Raw genomic sequence first — 19,755 nt, forward strand, 5'->3', positions numbered from 1 at the left:
GAGTGAAAACAAATTAAAAGAGTGAAAACAAATTAAAAGAGTGAAAACAAATTAAAATAGTGAAAACAAATTAAAAGAGTGAAAACAAATTAAAATAGTGAAAACAAATTAAAAGAGTGAAAACAAATTAAAATAGTGAAAACAAATTAAAATAGTGAAAATAAATTAAAAGAGTGAAAACAAATTAAAAGAGTGAAATCAAATTAAAAGAGTGAAAACAAATTAAAAGAGTGAAAACAAATTAAAATAGTGAAAACAAATTAAAAGAGTGAAAATAGATTAAAAGAATGAAAATAGATTAAAAGAGTGAAAACAAATTAAAAGAGTGAAAACAAATTAAAAAAGTGAAAATAGATTAAAAGAGTGAAGACAAATTAAAAGAGTGAAAACAAATTGGAATATTAAATTATCAGCTAACTCTTTAATGATATTCTCAGTCCTCTCAAAACACGCTCATTAGATAAGAGAGGATTGATAATATGGATATTTTAGTTAATTTTGCAGTGAGTTTTGGCACTGCAATGCTATATGATTTAACAAAGTGGATATTTTTACATGTGAAGATATCTATAAAAATTAATAAATGATGGTAAAATATATAAGGGTATATATCTTGTATATTTATGGGAGAGTAATTTTGTTTCATAAAAAATAATTTCAAACTTTGATTGTAAATAGTTTGAAAAAGGGTATAGCATCTTTAGAGTGACATAATATTGTGTGAGTGTAATATTTACGTATAATAAAGAGCATTCAATTTTAAAAGATTGGGTGCTTTTTATTTTCCATTAAACTCCTTGAATAGATTTCCAGTAAAGATTAAAATAGTATTATGGAAAATTGTGCAGAAATATAAATGATGAGGGTTTATAAAAATAAAACTCTTATTTGCATAATTATTTTTTAAGAGAGATAGATGCTTATTTATAGGGGGGAAGCAAAGTGTTTAATGAAGATACGAGGGTTAAAATACCAGCAACAGTGCAATTTTTAAGGGTAGGGTATAATTATCAGTCACAAAAAGATGCTATAATAGATGAAGATACAAAGATTTTTAAAAATAGACTTAAACCTTCTTTGGAAAAGATAAATAAAAGAAAATTTACAGATGAAGAGATAAATGAAATAGTATCTAAAATATTAAGAGTAACCAAAAATAATGATTTAGGGCAAGAATTTTACAAATGGCTTGTGAATCCTGTAGATAAAGTAAAGTTGATAGACTTTGATCATATAGAAGATAATGACTTTGCGGTTGTGACTGAACTTGTTTTTGGGAAAACATTAAAAGGTTCATTTAGACCAGATATAAATATAATTATAAATGGAATACCATTAGCTTTTCTCGAAGTTAAGCCACCAAATAATGAAGGAGGTATTCAAGAAGAGTTTAAAAGAATGATAAATGATAGGTTGGAAAAGGAAGAACATAAAAAGTACTTTAATATGCTCCAATTAACTGCATTTTCAAATAATATGGAATATGAAACGGATGATACAGATGAAGATCCAAAGGCAGGTTCATTTTATACAACACCTAATGGATCCAAAACTTCTTTTAGCTTTTTTAGGGAAGAGGAAAAAGATATAATAAAATTAAAAGATATAAAAGAAGATTACATAAGATATATTTTGAAAGATAATGGGTATAGTACAACAGAATATGATAAGGAAGAATTTCAAACAAATTTAAGTCCAGAAACTCCTTGTAATAGATTTATAAACTCTGTATTTACACCTGAAAGATTAATGTATTTTTTACATTATGGAATAGTTTATGTAGATGAAACAGTACCAGAAAGGCATATAATGAGATATCCTCAATTTTTTGCAACAAGAAAAATAATAGAGAGATTAGAAGCAGGAGAAAAGGGCGGAATAATTTGGCATACTCAAGGTAGTGGGAAAACAGCATTAGCAGCTTTTAGTAATAGAATAATAAGAGACTATTATGCTAAAAAAAGAATTAATACAAGATTTTTCTTTGTAGTTGATAGATTAGATTTATTAACTCAGGCAAGTAATGAATTTACATTAAGAGGGTATAATGCAATTAATGTATCAGATAGAGAGAGTTTCGCTTCTGAATTAAATAAAGTCCTTTCTACAAATACAGATATGAAATCTTGGGGGGATTTTACAGTAGTAAATATTCACAAGTTTACAGATAAAATGCCTATGGCAAAGAATGATTATAATGCAAAAATTCAAAGAGTATTTTTTGTAGATGAGGCTCACCGTTCTTATGCAAGAACAGGAGAGTTTTTCAAGAATTTAATGTTAGTAGATAGAGATGCAGTTTTTATAGCACTTACTGGTACGCCACTGTTAAATAAAAAAGAAAGAAGTAATTTAAAGTTTGGTGATTACATACATAAGTATTTTTATGATAAAAGTATAGCAGATGGATATACATTAAGGATTAAGAAAGAGACAATTGGTACTTTGGCAAAGACAGAAATAAAAAGGAATTTAGATTTAGAAAACCCTAATGTAGATAAAGACGCAGTGTATCAATCAGATGCTTATATAGTAGCATTATGTAAATTTATTCAAGATGATTTTAAAGATTTTACATATACCAACAATGATAAAACTATTGGTGGAATGATTGTATGCAATAGTAATCCTCAAGCTAAAAAGGTACATGCTTGGTTTCAGAATAACTCAAAAGATTTAACTACTGGATTAGTTATTACTGATGACGAAATATCTACACAAGCAAATAAAGAAACACAACTTGCATTTAAAGAAACATTAGTTCCTGATATATTAGTAGTTCATCAAATGCTTACAACAGGGTATGATGTTAAGCGTTTAAAAAAGATGTACTTATTAAGAAATGCAAAGCAACATACTCTACTTCAAACAATATCAAGAGTAAATAGACCTTATACTAATAAAGAAGGAAAACATTATAAATATGGTTATATAGTGGATTTTGTTGATGTTGAAGCAGAATATGATAGAACGATAAAGCAATATCTTGAAGAATTAGAAGCGGAACTAAGCGAAGAGGGGGAAGAACATACATCATTAGATGGATTAGTTATCGATAAGGAGACAATAAATAATAAGTATCAAAGTTTAAAGAAAGAACTTGATTCTATAATACAAACATCAAATTTAGAGGAAGTATCTAAAGCACTTATAAAAATAGACAAAGAAAAACTATATAAGTTAAGAAGGGTACTAAGTAAAATTAAGGAGTGTCATACAGAATTCTTACTTTCAAGAGCAGAAGAATATGCCAAACAAATTGATACAGGTCATATAAAAAGATTATTGAAGGTGGTTCAGAATAGAATTGATTTTGTAAATCTAACAAATAGAGCAGTAGATACACTAACAATTCTTTCCAATAAAGAAGTAGTTGATATTATTTATCAGTTTATAAAAGTAAAAATTAGTATAATGGATTTAGGCAAATATCAAAATACTCAAGAAGCTGAAGACATCGTAGATAAAATAAAGAAAATACAAAAGGGAATTAAAGATAACAAGCATAAGGAAGATATAAGGATAGTTAAGTTAAATGAGTACTTGCAGAAAATATTTAATATGCTTGAAATAGTTGATTTAAATGATTTAAGTAAAATTAATGAGGAACTACTAAAAGCTTTAGAGGAAATTGAACGTATAAATAAAGAAAACGAAAGATTAGCAGCAATCTATGGAGGAAATTATGCTTTTGTAAAAACCTATAATGATTATTGTAATTTATATCCTAATTATGGTAGAGAGGATATAGAAGCAGTGCTTATATGTGTATATCATAATCTTAAAGATATAATGGAAAAGAATGCTGTTATAATACAAGGAAGAAATAATTTTATAACAAATGTTCAGCAGAAGACGACAAAGGAATTATTAAAAGCAAAGCTATATAAAAAATTAAATTTAAAAGAATGGTATACACAATTAATTGGAGATATTTATGTAAATCTTCAAATTTATAAGTAGAAGGAGAATTAAAGACGTGACAACAATATTTGAAGTTGAAAATAAGATTAAACAGATGATAGATGAATTAAAAGGTCTTTGTACTACTAATGGACTAGGTAATCAGGCATCAGAGGAAAAGGTGATTACCTCAATATTTTTATATAAATTTTTAAACGATAAATTTATGTACAACCTTCAGCAATTTGCAGAAGACCTTGAAATGACAATAGATGAAGTATTAAAAAATGAAAATGATGAATTAGATGCGTTTTATAGTATTCATTCAAAGGATGTAGCCTTTGAATATGAAGACACAATAACAAAGTTATTAGAAAAAGTATCAAGTGAAACCTTTTATCAAGAATTTGATAATGCTTTAATTAGAATCTCAAATTCTGTAAAAAATGAGATATTTGCTGTAGAAACAGCTGATAGAACAAAAAAGCCATTATTTGAGTCAATTACAGAGGTGGTTGAATCATCGGCAAGAAATAATTTTGCAAAAGCAATTTTTAGTATTATATCAAAAGAAAAGTTTGATTTTAGTGGAGCATTCGCTCATAATTTTGATTTTTATTCAGCTATTTTTGAATACTTAATAAAAGATTATAATGTAGCTAGTGGAGTATATGCAGAATATTTTACTCCTCAAGCAGTAAGTAAAATTATTGCTAAAATTCTTGTAGGAAGTACTGAAAGTGTACAAGCAGCTGAAATTTATGACCCTTCAGCTGGTTCTGGTTCACTTGTCTTACATTTAGCACATGAACTTGGAGATGATGATGGAATTAATAGGGCATTAGTTTATACCCAAGATATTTCACAAAAGTCATCAAGATTTTTGAGAATAAATATGTTATTAAATGGATTAACAGAGAGTTTGCAGAATTTAGTACAAGGGGATACATTATTAAATCCTTCTCATTATAATAGAGAGCATGATGCAACAAGTGGATTAAAAAAATTTGATTACATAACTTCAAATCCGCCTTTTAAAATGGATTTCTCAACAACAAGAGATCAAATTGAAAATAAATGGGGAGATTTTGTTGACACAGATGGTAATAAAAGATTTTTTGCTGGAATTCCAACAATACCAGCAAAAAAGAAAGAATCAATGGCAATATATTTATTGTTTTTACAACATATTATTTTCTCATTAAAAGAAAATGGGAAGGCAGCTATAGTAGTTCCAACAGGTTTTATAACTGCACAATCAGGTATTGAGAAGAAAATAAGACAGAAATTAATTGATGAGAAAATGTTAAAAGGTGTAGTTTCAATGCCTTCCAATATATTTGCCAACACAGGAACGAATGTATCTATATTATTTTTAGACAAAGCTAACAAAGATGGTGGAATAGTTCTTATGGATGCTTCTAAATTGGGAGCTAAAGTAAAGGATGGTAAAAATCAGAGAACTTCGCTTTCTCATGATGAAGAACAGAAGATTATTGACACATTTATTAAAAAAGAAGTTGTAGAAGATTTTTCAGTTGTTGTAAGTTATGAAGATATTCAGTCTAAAAACTACTCATTCTCTGCAGGGCAGTATTTTGATGTGAAAATAGAGTATGTAGAGATTACTCAAGAAGAGTTTGAAAATAAGGTTTCAGAAATAAAAGATAACTTAAGAAAATACTTCGCAGAGTCTAACCTATTAGAAGAAGAGATACTAAATGGTTTGGAGGAGTTGAAGTATGAGTAAAGCACTAAAAGATTGTTGCTCCTTTCAAGAAGGTTATGTGAACCCTTCACAAAGTAATAGTGAGTATTTTGATGGGGATATTAAATGGTTAAGAACTGTTGATTTAAATGATAGATATGTTTATGATACATCAAGAAAGCTTACAGAAAAAGGTTATAAAAGTGCTGGTAAGAGTGCTTTTATGTTCCCAAAAGATTCAATTGCTATAAGTAAATCAGGAACTATAGGAACATTGGGCATACTTAAAGATGTAATGTGTGGAAATAGAGCAGTTATAAATATTGATGTTAATAAAGAAAAAGTACCCCTTATGTATATTTTTTATTTACTAAAATATAAAAAAGCAGAGATTATAAAAAAATCAGTTGGAAGTATTCAAAAAAACTTATATGTTTCAGCTCTTGAAACAATAGAATTATGCCATAATGATAAATTTAAACAAGAAAAAATTGCAACTTGTTTAAGTAATATTGATAATAAAATAGAGCTAAATAATAAGATTATTCAAGAACTTGAAGCACTTGTAAAAACAATTTATGATTATTGGTTTCTACAATTTGATTTTCCCAATAAGGAAGGTAAGCCATATAAGTCATCTGGTGGGAAAATGACTTGGAATGAAGATTTAAAGAAACATATACCAGAAGGATGGAAGTTTGAAACATTAGATAGTAATATTGATACAATTATTGACCATAGAGGAAAAACACCAAAAAAAATGGGTGGAGATTGGGTTGAAGATGGCATTATAGCTTTATCTGCTAAGGTGGTTAAGAATGGTAGGTTAATAAATTTGGATCAAGCAAATAAAGTAAGTAGAGAGATGTATGAAAAATGGATGCCAGTTAAACTACAAGATGGGGATATTCTTATGACTTCAGAAGCACCTTTGGGTGAATTTTACTATGTTCTTGTTAAAATAGAATATTGTCTAAGTCAAAGATTGTATGCCATTAGAGCAAATAAAAGTAAGGTTTTATCTTGTTATCTATATTATGAGTTATCAAAAGGAAATGGATATTCACAAATAATAGGTAGTCAAAGTGGAAGTACTGTCTTTGGAATAAGGCAAGATGAACTTAGAAAAATAAAAATACTTGTACCGAATATGAATATTCAAAAGAAATTTGAAAATATAGTAAATCCTATGTTAGCTAATATAAAAAAGCTAGATATTCAAACTCAAGAACTTATTCAATTAAGAGATTGGCTCCTTCCGATGCTTATGAATGGGCAAGTTACATTTAAAACAGTAAATGATATAAAAGAGAAATATTTTAATACAGAACGTGTTGCTGAAACATCATCTGAATATAAAGAGTGAGTTATATCATCTTTACTAATAAAACCTCGTGAATGTATGAAAGTAATAAACAATGAGTAAAAGAGATATTTATGAGCAATTCTATATGCAACACTTTAATTGGTATAAAGTTATAGTATAAAATTAATAATCACCGATTTATTAGATTTGATGATTATATCTATATCTTTTATTAAAGTTAGCCTATAGATAGTTTTATATAGACAATGAATTTTTATGCTTTTTCACATTTTGGAATAAAAAATAATATTACATTGAGTATTGCTCATACATTACCCTTAAATCTATGGAAAGGGATATAAAAAGGTACGGTTCGTCTCCGCAATACATAAACTATAGGGAAAATAAAACTATTTTTAGTTTTATTCTTGATATAACGTAACAAATTGAGAGATTAACACTAAAAAAGATGAGTGATGGAGTAGTTATTATAAATAAAGAATTGAAAAAGATTAAAGAAATATCTATGCATCAGGGTAAGCCCCTGGTGTTTTTTATTTTTAATTTGAAGGTAAATCCCCATCTCCGTAGAATAATGAAACTATAATGGCTAATCATATATACAAACTTAAGATATGAGGTAATATACATGAACAATATAGCAAAAACTGTTATTCATAATAAAACAATTGAAAATGAACCAGCAATTGTAGAACCTAAAAATATTGATAATAATGGATATCTTATAAATAATAAGCTGATAATTAACTCTGAAAGTGGAAATTTATTAAATGAACTAAAAAGATGTTTAAATGAATGTGAAAGGTTTTATTTTAGTGTGGCTTTCATTAATTTTAGCGGGCTTCAGCTTTTGTTAGATACCTTTAAAGAATTAGAGTTAAAAGGTGTAAGGGGAAAAATAATAACTTCAACTTATTTAAACTTTACAGAGCCTAAGGCTTTAGAAAGAATTAAAGTCTTCAGCAATATAGATTTAAAGGTTTTTATTGCAGATAAGGATAAGGGCTTTCATACAAAAGCTTATATATTTGAAAATAAAGATGAATATAAAATCATTATAGGATCTTCAAACATTACTCAAAGGGCACTGAAAAGCAATATTGAATGGAATGTTAGAGTAATTTCTAAAAAGGATGATAACTTCATTGAAGATGTATTAAAAGAATATAATAATCTTTGGAACTGTACGGAAATTGTAGATGAAGAATTTATAGAAAACTATAGTAGGTTTATAAAAGAAATCAAAAAAATAGACACATCTAAAAAGGTGGAATTTGAAAACTATAAGATAATAAAACCTAATTCAATGCAAATAAAAGCTATGGATAATTTAAATAGATTAAGAGTTTCTGGAGAAGATAGAGCACTGGTTATAGCTGCAACGGGAACAGGAAAAACATATATGTCCGCCTTTGATGTTTCAAACTTTAAACCTAAAAAGATGCTGTTTATAGTTCATAGAGAAGACATATTAAAAAGTGCAGAGAGGACATTTAAAAGATTAAGTAAAAATAAATTAAAAATAACAGGTTTCTTAACCGGAGGCCAAAAGGACATTACTGCAGATTATTTATTTTCCACAATACAATCTTTAAATAATAATTTACATGAATTTAGCAGGGAAGAATTTGAATATATAATCATTGATGAAGCACATCACTCCACAAGTCCTAGCTATAAAAGGGTTATAGAATACTTTAAACCAAAGTTTTTACTAGGCATGACTGCTACACCAGAGAGAAGTGACGGGGATGGTATATTTGACTTGTTTAATAATAACATTGCTTTAGAAGTTAGGCTTCGTGAAGCTTTAAACTTGGATTTAGTTATTCCATTTCATTATTTTGGCATAACTGATATAGAAGCCATAGATTTAAGTGATGTTAATTTAAAGGATATTGATGAAGTTGCTAAAAGATTACAGGTAAATCAAAGAGTTGACCTTATAGTTGAAAAGATGAATTTCTATGGATATGATGGAGAAAAATTAAAAGCTGTAGGCTTTTGTGCAAACATAGAACATGCTGAATATATGGCATCAGAATTTAATAAAAGAGGCATAAAAAGTGTATGCTTAACAGGAAATAATTCTGTGCAGGAAAGAGAGAATTACATAAAAAGGTTAGAATCTGATGAGGATGACCTTAAGGTGATTTTTACTGTGGATATTTTTAATGAAGGTGTAGACATACCATCCATTAATCTAGTATTAATGCTTAGACCTACAAACTCACCAATAGTATTTATACAGCAATTAGGTAGAGGCTTAAGAAAACATGAAAGCAAAAGCTTTTTAACTGTACTAGATTTTATAGGAAATCATAATAAAGTTTTTTTAATTGCAATAGCCTTAAATGGTTCTAGATATTATGACAAGGATAGTTTAAGGGTAGCCGTAGCAACGGAATTTGCTAGTCTACCAGGATGCACAAATATTCAAATGGACAGAATTTCTCAAGAAAGAATATTAGAGCAATTAAGTGAAGAAAACTTTAATTCTATGAAATACTTAAAAGAAGAATATACTGAATTTAAAAGAATGAGAAACTGGGAAGTACCATATTTATTAATGGACTATGTAAAATATGATGGTTCTCCAGATCCAACTAAATTTATAAATAAGGAAAAGACCTATTTAGGATTTGTAGCAAAAGTAGAAAAGGACGAAGAGCTTCAGAACCTTCTATTAAATGATAGCTTCTTTAAAATTATTAAAGAGTTATCAAGTAGTATTCCAATAAAAAGAGTTTACGAATTTGCAATAATTAGATATTTACTAAATCATTCTGAAATAAATCTAAAGCAGGGAAAAAATGAAGTATTAAAACATATAAAGTCTGTAGATGATAAAAGTATTGAGCATGCTTTTAAATATTTAAATCAGAATTATTATGATTCATCACAGCTTAAAAGCAATGTTAAGTGTTTTAACTATGTAGATGGAGTATTAAAAAATACAGATGAATTTTTAGCTGTAATTAATAATAAAAAATATAAAGTATACATTGAAGATATTATAAACTATGGCCTTGTAAGATATGAAAAGGAATTTGGAGATACTTATTATGGCGTGCCATTTTTTAAGTTATATGAACAGTATCAAATGATAGATACAGCACTATTATCTAATTATACTAAAATCCATAGTTCTTTTAGAGGTAGCGGACTTATAACTAATGGAAAAGAGTACTTTTTATTTATAGATTTACATAAGGAAGAGGAAATTAAGGAAAGTATAAATTACCAAGATAAGTTTATAAGTAGAAAGTTTTTTCAATGGCAAAGTCCAAATAGCACAGCTCAATCATCTGATAGAGGAAAGAATATTATACGTAATAAGGAAAGGCAAATTAACTTACACTTATTTGTTAGAAAGTATAGAGAAATAGATGGAGCTGTAGAGCCTTACATTTATATAGGAAAAGGAAATACTATTAAATATGAAGGAGAAAAACCTATAACAGTTTTGCTAGAATTAGAAAATGAAATACCAAGTAGCTTGTATGTGGAATTTAATAAGAAGGTGTAGGAGATATAATTATCTTTAATTATAGTACAAAACCCAGTTTATAGAGGAATGAATAATTATAAAAATAGCATATAAGAATGGGAGATTAAAGCTTGATACTTGGTAAGATATATATTTTGTGAATTTGATGGGCCAAGAAATAGGACATTTTATATAAAAGTAATTTAATTAGAAGAGAGTTTTAAATAAAGCTCTCTTTTGTTATATGAATTTTCATTATGTGTTGTTTACGTAATGGGATATTTTATTTAAATAAAGTTATAACTTAAGAAAGAAGTAATTATATATACGAACAAATGTTTGTACAAACTCTTCTTATCTGGAAATAATAAGTAATATAAATAACTAGAAAGAAGAGATGATTATGGATTATAATAAGGTAGAGGATGCCGTCTTAAAAAAGGCAATGGAGTTCTTTAAGGATAATGCTGTGAAATTTTTTGGTATTGATACAAAGATAATTGCTCCAGCAGAAACAGAGATTAAGAATATTGATATTAAAACTAATTATACGGATTATCTATTTTATACAGAAGATGGATCGTATCTTCATTTTGAGTTTCAAACTACAAATAAAAGAGAAGATTTAAAGAGATTTTTATATTACGATGCATCGTTATTTTATAAAGAAAAAAGAAAAGTTAGGACACTTGTTATATATTCTGCTGAAATAGAGGATGTAGAAACTTACATAGATGCAGGAACAATAAAGTATAATATTCAAGCTTTTTACATGAAAAGTTTAAATGGCGATGAAAAACTAGAATATTTGAGAGAAAAGATATCAAAGGGTGGAAAGTTAACTGGAGAAGATATATTAACATTAACTTTTATACCACTTATGAATGGAAGAGATAGTAGAAGCAAGAGGACTTTAGAAAGTATAGAATTAGCAGATAAGATACCTGAAAGTAATGAAAAGTTACAATGCTTAACTTTACTGTATGCATTGTTTGATAAGTTTGGAGATGAAATATCAAAAGAAAAATTTAAGGAGGTAGTGAGCATGACTGAGATAGGTAAGATGATAAGAGATGAGGCAATTAAAGAAGGCATGGAACAATGGATAAAAGAAGGTATAAAGGAAGGAATAAAAGAAGGCAAGGCAGAAGGGAAAGCTGAAATTCTTATAAAGCAACTTATTAAAAAGTTTAAATCTATACCTCATGGATATATAGAAAAAATAAAGAAAATGCCTGAAGAAACTATAGATGTAATAGCTACGGATATTTTTGAATTGGAAAATATCAATGATTTAGAAAAATACTTTTAAATAACATAAAAGAAGCAGTAGGGGTAGTCTACTGCTTCTTTAATTTATATAATGGCAGCAACTCCTAGGGAATGGACTTACTGCCTTGCATAGATTATAAAAGGTTAATATTTTATTTCATTGGTGATAATTATAATGTTATCTCAGTTTTTTCTCTGTCTACTACATAAGCACCGCTTTTGCAGCAGTTACTGCATCTTTTATATTGTTTACTGTGATGCTGGTCTTCTTGCCCCCAACATTCACAAAGGATAAAACTAAACTTTTAGCCATAAATCATTCCTCCTTTTTATTAGCCTAAAACGCTGTCTTCTTGTTTTTTAGTATATAAAACTGGATTTTTAAGTACTGGAGATATTGCCTGTGCAACAGCATTTAAAGCATCATCAGTTGCAGCAGTTTTAATTTTAGGAAATCTTTGACTTCCAATGACATCCTTGCCCTCGTCATCAGTTCCCACTACATATTCAAGAATTAAAGACTTTTTAACCATATCAGCTGTAATAGCCATACTATCAACTCCTTTCACTATTTAATATGCAGAAAGAAGAAAAGTGAGAAAAATTAAATATTATTTTAAAGCTTCTCTAAGCATTTGCAGCACCTTTTGTATTTTGTATCTTCCCTGATGATAAGTAATTCCTTCTAGCTCCGTATATTCTTTTAGGCTTTTCTTATCAAAATACACCCATTTTATTAATTTCTTTTCTTCTTTATTTAGGAGTTTTAAGGTTTCTTTTAACCTTTCTATAGCTTCCTTTTTTACATAATCCTCTTCTAAGTTAAATTTATCTTCTATGCTGTCAGCTAGAGTTAATCCACCACCAGTTTCAAACTCCATACTGTATTCTCCGTTATGTCGAGCTTCTTGCCTTATAAGATAATAAAAGTTTCTTTTGATTGAAGCTAGAGCATAGTAATTAAAGTTTTTATTTAATGGCTTGTACATCTTTATGGCTTTCATAAGACTTACATATCCTATTTGAATTAAATCCTCTATATCATAACCCTTTACATATATGCAGTGGGCCTGCTTTACAATGTAGGGCTTAAAATATATAAATAAATCTTCTAAAGATTTTTTATTTCCTCCTTGGGCTTTAAGAGCTGATTCTTCTAAATCCATATATAAATCTCCTTATATTTATTTATTTTTTATATAAGAAAACACTTCAGGAATTAACTTAGCTTCTTCTGGATGACTTTTCTTCCATAGAAGCATTCTATAGGAGATATGTTCTCTAAATCTAGTTATTCTTTTTTTAGAAGTTTCCTCATCGATTTTTTCAACAGCTGCATAAAATTTTGTTGAAATATCTCCATAACGCAAAATAAAATTTAGTACATCCTTATCAGTACTCGTAAGTTTATTCATTACAGAAGTTGGAATAGGGTTGTAGGATATATAGTCCCATAGAGATTTTGTATAATGAGCCATTTGAGCTATTTTGTCCATATATATTTCCTGTGAATAGGAGCTCTGAAGAGGTTTATATATACGTTTGCATAATCTTAAATACAATGCTCTTTTTTTATTTTTTATAAAGTTATTAACAGCTGCCTTTGAATAGCACAATATTTCTACAAAGCTTTTAGGTTCGGTTTTATTTAGTAAACTATAAACTTTTAAATATATATCAAGTTTTAAATCCTCTTTATCATAATAAGTAAATAAATATTTAGTATATTCCCTATTAACTTTTGCATTAACAAACTCAATCATTTGCTTGGTGTAATCTAAATACTCATTTTCTTCTAATACTACTAATTCTTTTACAATTGATTCAATTTCATCATAATTCATAGTCAGCACCCCTTAGTTATAATTTTACAAATTAAAATAAAATTCTCATATATAACTATATAAGACACTTCAGCGTTAAAAAAGGGGACAGAATTTAAAAAAAAGAATAAAAAAACTTAAAAAAAGTTTTTTTTAAGTTTTTTGTCCCATTTTTTCTAAGTTAAGTGTCATATATATACAAATAGAAACAATTCAAATGGAAAAAAGCGGTGTTCAAAAATTTTAACTTTTCACAGCAATTTTCATATTACTGCATATTAAATATATAGGTAGAAATTTTTTGGAGGTGGATTACTTATGGCACTATATAGACAATTACAATTATCATTTTGGGGAGATGCTTTTGTTATGGATTTAACACCAGAGGAGAAATTTTTTTATGTGTACTTGCTTCAATGTACCAATACTAAACAATGTGGGATTTTTGAACTTCCTAAAAGAACTATTGAATATGAGACAGGCTATAATAGGGAAACTGTGAGCAAGCTTTTAGAGAGATTCATTAGCTACGGCAAAATAGAATACTGTGAGGAAACAAAGGAAATAATGATTTTAAACTGGATAAAATACAATTTTATAAACAGCAGAAACACAATAAAGTGTATAAATAAAGAAATAAAAGAAATTAAACATAGAGAATTTGTAGATAAGCTCTATAACTTATGTGAAAAATTGGGGTACCCTATACCTTTAATTTTTGATGGAGTAGAGGACTTTCAGGAAAAAATAAGGGGCTTAGAAGGGGCTTATAAGGACCTAGGGGAAGAAGAAATTAAAGAAGAAATTAAAGAAGAAATTGAAAAAGAAATTGAGGAAGTAGAAGAAAAAGAAGCAGAAGAAATAATAGGGAACTCGGCTGATGCTTATATAGATGAAGTTCATGAGGCAGAAGATACAGGTATCGGTGAAGTTGTACAGGTGTTTAATAACAATATTCACCCAATAACTCCAATAGAGTTTGAAAGTCTTAAGGATTGGAGTGAGGATATGAGCTGTGATTCTATAGTTTTGGCCATTAAAGAAGCAGCCTATCATAATGCTCGAAGTATGAAATACATAGATTCTATTTTAAATAATTGGTATAGTCTTGGCATTACAACGGGAAGTGGAGTTTTAGCTTATCAAAGGGACTGGAAGGACAAAAATAAAGATAAGTGCAGTGAAATTAAATTCGAAGGTGCTAATGCTGAAGCTTATGTATACGTAGAGTAGGGGTGACTTAGGTGGATATTAATAGATTTTATAATCTAGAGACAGAGGTGAACATTTTAGGTGCTATTCTTAAGGACAATAATGCCCTTTGCAGTGTTATTGACTTTTTAGATAGTGATGATTTTTACAATGCCAGGCATAAACTTATTTATGGGGCTATAGTGAATTTATATGAGAGGGACATTCCTATAGACCTAGTTACTATAAGTGATAAATTAGGTGAAAGTCTTCCAGAAGCAGGTGGAATAAGCTATTTAAGCGAAGTTTATACATCCTATCTGCCAGTATATAATGCAAAATATTATGGGGAAATAATAAAGGAAAAGTCCAATTTAAGAAAGATGATAAATCTCCTTGAACTTAAGAAAAAAGAGCTTCAGGATAAAGATAAAAGCTGTGATGACATTGTGGATTCATTAGAAGATGCATTTTTAAAGCTGAGAACAAAAGATAATGTTCAGGATGGAAACACAGAAGAAGCATTAATTCAAGTTACTGAAATGCTTCAGCGAAGATATGAAAATGGAGGAGATATTCCAGGCATTAGCACAGGCTATAGAGTAATTGATAAAATGCTTGGAGGACTTAACAAGGAAGAGTTTATAATACTGGCTGCAAGGCCATCCATGGGGAAAACAGCTATGTCATTAAACATTGCCTTAAATACAGCAATAAATGAAAATGCAAAGGTAGCCTTTTTTAATTTAGAAATGGGAAAAAAACAAATTATTGAAAGGGCATTATCTGCCTTAGGTGAAATAAACTGCAGCAGCATAAAAACTGGAGCCTTAAAGGATGAAGAATGGGCAAAAATTATGAAAGTATCTAATGATTTATCGAGGTCAAGTCTTTATATATATGATAAGGTGTTTACCCTTAGAAGTATCATAGCTGAATGTAAAAGATTAAAAATACAAAAGGGATTAGATATTGTTATAATAGATTATCTGCAGCTCGTAAACACTGAGGAGAGGTCAGAAAGCAGGAATTTAGATATATCTAAAATTTCAAGACAGTTAAAATTACTAGCTAAAGAGTTAGAAATCACAATAATTGCTTTATCTCAGCTTTCAAGAGCACCAGAAGCAAGAGCTAACCATAGGCCAATGCTCTCTGATCTTAGGGAATCAGGAAGTCTTGAACAGGATGCTGATGTGGTTATGTTTTTGTATAGGGATGCCTACTATAACCCAGATGCGGAGAACAAGGATATTCTTGAAAATATAGTTGCTAAAAATAGAAACGGACAAGTTGGTATTGCAAGACTTGAGTGGAAACCAGAGTACCAGAAGGTGATTTAAAAGTGCCACCCACATGGCAAGTGGCAAGATAAGCTTTTGGGGAAGTATGGTGAGTTTTTCGAATCTCTTGATAATCTTCTTGTCTAAGGTTATGGTGCATGTTACAATTAAAAAAAGTAGAAGATGACTGCGAAAAATTCAGCTATAAAAGCAACTCAAAGGTTAAACATCACCTCAGTTCCTGGCATCAATGCTGGTTAAGGAATAAGAAAAAGTATCTTACCTAAGGAATCCATTTGACCCCAGAACAAGTCAAACATATAGAACAATCTGTAGATTAAATAGCAGCTAATGAAAAGGAGATTTTCATAATGAAGAAAACATTTCTTTTAATCACACTAGTGATTATTTTATCCGGGGCACTGTTATTGATGAATATATTCATGGGAAATCCAATAAGTAAAATGAAAGCGGAAAAGGAAACAATAGAGTATTATGAGAATGCCTATAAAGAAAAATTTAATGTATATAATTCAGAATATAACCCTTTGATTCCAGCATATATATTTGACCTTGGCCCAGTTAATAATAAAAATATTAAGTTCGACACAGGTTTGTTTTGCCAGGGAATATCTGATGAATATGGCGGGATACTTGCTGCATTAAAGATTTCTGAAGATATAGGATCAATACTTCAAAAGGAATATGGGCATCTGAATTATGAAATTAGTGCTGAAGAGGAACCGCTGGCTTCCTACGCTGGAGAATCTCCGGATTATTTTGAAACTAATTCAAAGCTGCGGGTTCTCAAAAATCATTACAATGTTGTCATATCCCTGCCAGATGGCATTATAAGTGACACTGAATTGAGAGAAATATCCCCTGGTATGGTTAAGAAGATTGAAATGAAATTGCCATATCAAACACCAAATTTAAGGGTCTACATTAAATTTAAATCCCAAAAGCTCCCAGGGGAATCAGATACAAAAGTAGGAGGAACAAAGTTTTTTGAACTGTTTCCAACAACTAAGTAAGCAATTAAAAGGTGCCACCCACATGGCAAGTGGCAAGATTTAAAGTAAGGAACTAGCTGGTGGTTATTATTTTATGCCAAAATTACTGACCACACTATAAATAGCTATTTTTGAAAACTTTTGCTTGTATTTATATAAATAACTCCAGCAATTGTAACAAGGATAAATACAATGTTCACACACATTACAATAAGTTTTAAATTATCAGGCTTCAAAAGGGTAGCAATTGGAACGACTAACTGAATTAAGCCTAAAATAAAAAGAAACTTTCCCATAAATTTAGACAGTGCTTTTTCGTCTACCTTATCCTTTTGCTTTTGCGGTGCAGTATTGTATCCTGCAATTAAAAAGTTTGCTTTTCCAGTATTAATTATTAAAGCCAAAATCCATAACACAATTGGAACAATGAACAAAGTTATATTCATAGGTATGATCTCCTTAAAATATTAATATATCATGTGCCTAATATAATTATAATATAGTTCTGATGTTATTTCATTAAATATGGTATATAATATAAGTATTGGAAGAGATAAAGTTTTATTTTGCAAAGGTGATAGGCTATAAGCTTTGCAATAAGTGCTTTTGTCCGATCGCTACCATTGCTAACATCCCCATCTTCTTCAAAGTGGGGAATATTAGAACTCTTTGACTTCAGTCAGCTAGAGTTCTTATGCTGTGCATAAGCACTGATACGCACCTGGATAAGTTCTTCTAAGGTTCAGATGGAGAAGAGGTATTCCTTATAAGCAAACTCCGCCTGAACCTAAGAATCACTTGATGCTATTGAGGGTACATTATTCAAAAGTGGGTGAATTAATAAGTGGATAAAGCATATGATAAAATAGAGATAATAGAAAAGCTAAAGTCAGAAGAGGTATTTAACTTTATAAAAAAATATAATATCACAACCATGCTTATGTTTGGAAGTATTGTTAGTGATGACTTAGATAATGAGTTCAATGAGGAATCAGATGTGGACATAGCTCTTTTAGCTAGTAAATCAATAGAATTAGATAGTATTTTAGAAATAGAGTTGTTTTTCCAAAATCTTTTAAATAGAGAAATAGATGTTTTGGACCTTAGAAGTGAAAGCTTAGATATTTTTGTAAAGATAAGCATTTTAAATACTGGAAAGATTATTTATACCGAAGATAATGGAATGTCTTTAGAGGTTTTGTATAACGAAACTGATAGAATATATAGAGAAAATGAGAACTTTATGTATTTTAGAAAGGTAGATGTATTATCATGAATCAAGAAAGATTAATAAAAATTATAGAAGATATGCAGGAGTGTATTGCAGACATAGATGAGTGTTTAGACGTACTCAAGAATAAAAAAGATGATAACCTAATTATTAAGCTCGCAAAATCAAGCTTAAGACAGTTATTTGTTAGTTTCCATACTATACTAGAAGACTTTTTTTCAATACTTCTCAAAGATATGAAAAAGTATAAGATAGGAATATCAATACATGAAAGTCTAAATATCCTAAAAAAAGATGGAATAATAAACGAAGATATATATCTATTTCTCGAAAAATCAAGACTTATTAGAAATAGAATATCTCATAGGTACAAGGAACCTAAACATGAAGAACTACTTGAACATATTTTGAGATATAGGAATAACTTTGAGGATATAATTAGAATAGCTAAGTTATATATAGAATAAGGAGTTATTTGAAGGAGATTTATTAATTATGATTGATGATAATGATTTGAAACTAATTGAGGAGGCAAAACAAGTTATCAATAAAAACTTTGATGAAGTTGATGAAAATCACACAGTAGGTGCAGCATTACGTTGCAAAAATGGTAACATCTATGTTGGAGTAAACGTATATGCAGTGCATGGTTCATGTGCTGAATATATAGCAATAGGCACAGCAATTACAGCTGGGGAACGTGAATTTGATACTATTGTTGCAGTAAGGTCTCCAGAGAAAAACAATACCTTAATTTCCCCATGTGGAAATTGTAGGCAGATGCTTATGCAGTATGCCCCTGACATTAAAGTTTTAATACAAACTGAAGATGGGATACAGAAAGTCTGTATAAAAGAATTATTACCTTATTCACCATATTAAATAGGTTAAGAGAATTCATGGGTATAACATATAATGAATATAAGCGAAAAAAGTGCCACCCACATGGCAAGTGGCAAGATATAGAGCTGTGAAAATTTAGAAGAAAAAGTAATATTAATATTTAATTGTTTAGTTTTTATAGAAAGGGTGAAATCATGGAACATTCATTAAAAACTACAAAACAAGATCAGTTCATAGATATAACATCAATTGTACAGGAAGAAGTAAGTAAAAGTAATGTAAAGGATGGAATAGCTGTAGTTTTCATTCCTCATACCACCGCTGGGGTAACAATAAATGAAAATGCAGATCCAGATGTTGTACATGACATTTTATTAGGTCTGAACAAGGCTTTTCCTGAACAAAATGGATATCTACATATGGAAGGGAATTCTCATGCCCATATAAAAGCTTCATTAATGGGTTCATCATGCAGCGTAATTGTTGAAAATGGAAGATTGAAGCTTGGCACTTGGCAGGGCATATATTTTTGTGAATTTGATGGGCCAAGAAATAGAAAGTTTTATGTAAAGGTAATTTAAAAGCAACCTAAAAGAAGCACTGGATTTATCTGCAGTGGCTTTCGTTTTGAGGTACAAAACAAAAAATATCTAAAATAATAACACAAAAAC

17 protein-coding genes are annotated in these 19,755 nt (G+C 29.1%); 12 read left to right on the forward strand and 5 right to left on the reverse strand.

Going from position 1 to position 19,755, the window contains the following annotated elements; all coding sequences use genetic code 11:
• Window positions 1–942 precede the first annotated feature (942 nt).
• The 5 genes from JOC70_RS14205 to JOC70_RS14225 all read left to right on the forward strand — a co-directional run bounded on the left by JOC70_RS14205 (window position 943) and on the right by JOC70_RS14225 (window position 11,740).
• Window positions 943–3,963, forward strand: coding sequence for a DEAD/DEAH box helicase family protein (locus tag JOC70_RS14205; protein ID WP_204599567.1), 3,021 nt, complete (start codon window positions 943–945; stop codon window positions 3,961–3,963).
• 16 nt (window positions 3,964–3,979) lie between these two features.
• On the forward strand, window positions 3,980–5,653 hold the full coding sequence (locus tag JOC70_RS14210; protein WP_341534905.1) for an HsdM family class I SAM-dependent methyltransferase: 1,674 nt from the start codon (window positions 3,980–3,982) through the stop codon (window positions 5,651–5,653).
• A complete protein-coding gene (locus JOC70_RS14215; RefSeq protein ID WP_204599568.1) occupies window positions 5,646–6,977 on the forward strand; it encodes a restriction endonuclease subunit S in 1,332 nt (443 codons plus the stop codon). The genes JOC70_RS14210 and JOC70_RS14215 overlap by 8 nt, the downstream gene beginning before the upstream one ends.
• Before the next feature lie 589 nt (window positions 6,978–7,566).
• Window positions 7,567–10,467, forward strand: coding sequence for a DEAD/DEAH box helicase (locus tag JOC70_RS14220; protein WP_204599569.1), 2,901 nt, complete (start codon window positions 7,567–7,569; stop codon window positions 10,465–10,467).
• A gap of 364 nt (window positions 10,468–10,831) precedes the next feature.
• Window positions 10,832–11,740 (forward strand): DUF4351 domain-containing protein, encoded by a 909-nt coding sequence (locus JOC70_RS14225; RefSeq protein WP_204599570.1) that lies wholly within the window; start codon window positions 10,832–10,834, stop codon window positions 11,738–11,740.
• A 162-nt stretch (window positions 11,741–11,902) separates the two neighbouring features.
• Here JOC70_RS14225 and JOC70_RS14230 read toward each other — a convergent pair whose 3' ends face one another.
• From JOC70_RS14230 to JOC70_RS14245, 4 genes are read right to left on the reverse strand one after another with little or no spacing between them, the layout of a single operon-like run.
• Window positions 11,903–12,013, reverse strand: coding sequence for a DUF2922 family protein (locus tag JOC70_RS14230; protein ID WP_204599571.1), 111 nt, complete (start codon window positions 12,011–12,013; stop codon window positions 11,903–11,905).
• A 19-nt stretch (window positions 12,014–12,032) separates the two neighbouring features.
• On the reverse strand, window positions 12,033–12,251 hold the full coding sequence (locus JOC70_RS14235) for a DUF1659 domain-containing protein (protein WP_204599572.1): 219 nt from the start codon (window positions 12,249–12,251) through the stop codon (window positions 12,033–12,035).
• A 60-nt stretch (window positions 12,252–12,311) separates the two neighbouring features.
• On the reverse strand, window positions 12,312–12,866 hold the full coding sequence (locus tag JOC70_RS14240) for a sigma-70 family RNA polymerase sigma factor (protein WP_204599573.1): 555 nt from the start codon (window positions 12,864–12,866) through the stop codon (window positions 12,312–12,314).
• A gap of 18 nt (window positions 12,867–12,884) precedes the next feature.
• Window positions 12,885–13,544: a hypothetical protein gene (locus tag JOC70_RS14245; RefSeq protein ID WP_204599574.1), complete on the reverse strand. Its 660-nt coding sequence runs from the start codon at window positions 13,542–13,544 to the stop codon at window positions 12,885–12,887.
• A gap of 297 nt (window positions 13,545–13,841) precedes the next feature.
• Between JOC70_RS14245 and JOC70_RS14250 the strand changes: the two genes are divergently transcribed.
• The 3 genes from JOC70_RS14250 (at window position 13,842) to JOC70_RS14260 (ending at window position 17,031) form a co-directional block, all read left to right on the forward strand.
• Window positions 13,842–14,756: a DnaD domain-containing protein gene (locus JOC70_RS14250; protein WP_204599575.1), complete on the forward strand. Its 915-nt coding sequence runs from the start codon at window positions 13,842–13,844 to the stop codon at window positions 14,754–14,756.
• Between the two features lie 11 nt (window positions 14,757–14,767).
• Window positions 14,768–16,057, forward strand: a complete 1,290-nt coding sequence (gene dnaB, locus JOC70_RS14255; RefSeq protein ID WP_204599576.1) for a replicative DNA helicase — start codon at window positions 14,768–14,770, stop codon at window positions 16,055–16,057.
• A gap of 311 nt (window positions 16,058–16,368) precedes the next feature.
• Window positions 16,369–17,031, forward strand: coding sequence for a YfjL-like protein (locus JOC70_RS14260; RefSeq protein WP_204599577.1), 663 nt, complete (start codon window positions 16,369–16,371; stop codon window positions 17,029–17,031).
• A gap of 104 nt (window positions 17,032–17,135) precedes the next feature.
• On the opposite strand, the gene JOC70_RS14265 is transcribed toward JOC70_RS14260, so the two are convergent.
• On the reverse strand, window positions 17,136–17,456 hold the full coding sequence (locus JOC70_RS14265; protein ID WP_204599578.1) for a DUF3784 domain-containing protein: 321 nt from the start codon (window positions 17,454–17,456) through the stop codon (window positions 17,136–17,138).
• Between the two features lie 398 nt (window positions 17,457–17,854).
• On the opposite strand from JOC70_RS14265, the gene JOC70_RS14270 reads away from it, so the two are divergent.
• The 4 genes from JOC70_RS14270 (at window position 17,855) to JOC70_RS14285 (ending at window position 19,665) form a co-directional block, all read left to right on the forward strand.
• Window positions 17,855–18,286: a nucleotidyltransferase domain-containing protein gene (locus JOC70_RS14270; RefSeq protein ID WP_204599579.1), complete on the forward strand. Its 432-nt coding sequence runs from the start codon at window positions 17,855–17,857 to the stop codon at window positions 18,284–18,286.
• A complete protein-coding gene (locus JOC70_RS14275; protein ID WP_204599580.1) occupies window positions 18,283–18,708 on the forward strand; it encodes a hypothetical protein in 426 nt (141 codons plus the stop codon). Before JOC70_RS14270 ends, JOC70_RS14275 begins: the two co-directional genes overlap by 4 nt.
• Window positions 18,709–18,736: 28 nt before the next feature.
• Complete coding sequence (locus JOC70_RS14280) at window positions 18,737–19,123, forward strand: cytidine/deoxycytidylate deaminase family protein (RefSeq protein WP_204599581.1); 387 nt, start codon at window positions 18,737–18,739, stop codon at window positions 19,121–19,123.
• A 155-nt stretch (window positions 19,124–19,278) separates the two neighbouring features.
• A complete protein-coding gene (locus JOC70_RS14285) occupies window positions 19,279–19,665 on the forward strand; it encodes a secondary thiamine-phosphate synthase enzyme YjbQ (RefSeq protein ID WP_204599582.1) in 387 nt (128 codons plus the stop codon).
• The last annotated feature ends 90 nt before the right edge of the window (window positions 19,666–19,755 follow it).

Origin of the sequence: Clostridium pascui (assembly GCF_016908015.1) — a bacterium.
Lineage (GTDB): Bacteria > Bacillota > Clostridia > Clostridiales > Clostridiaceae > Clostridium_AK > Clostridium_AK pascui.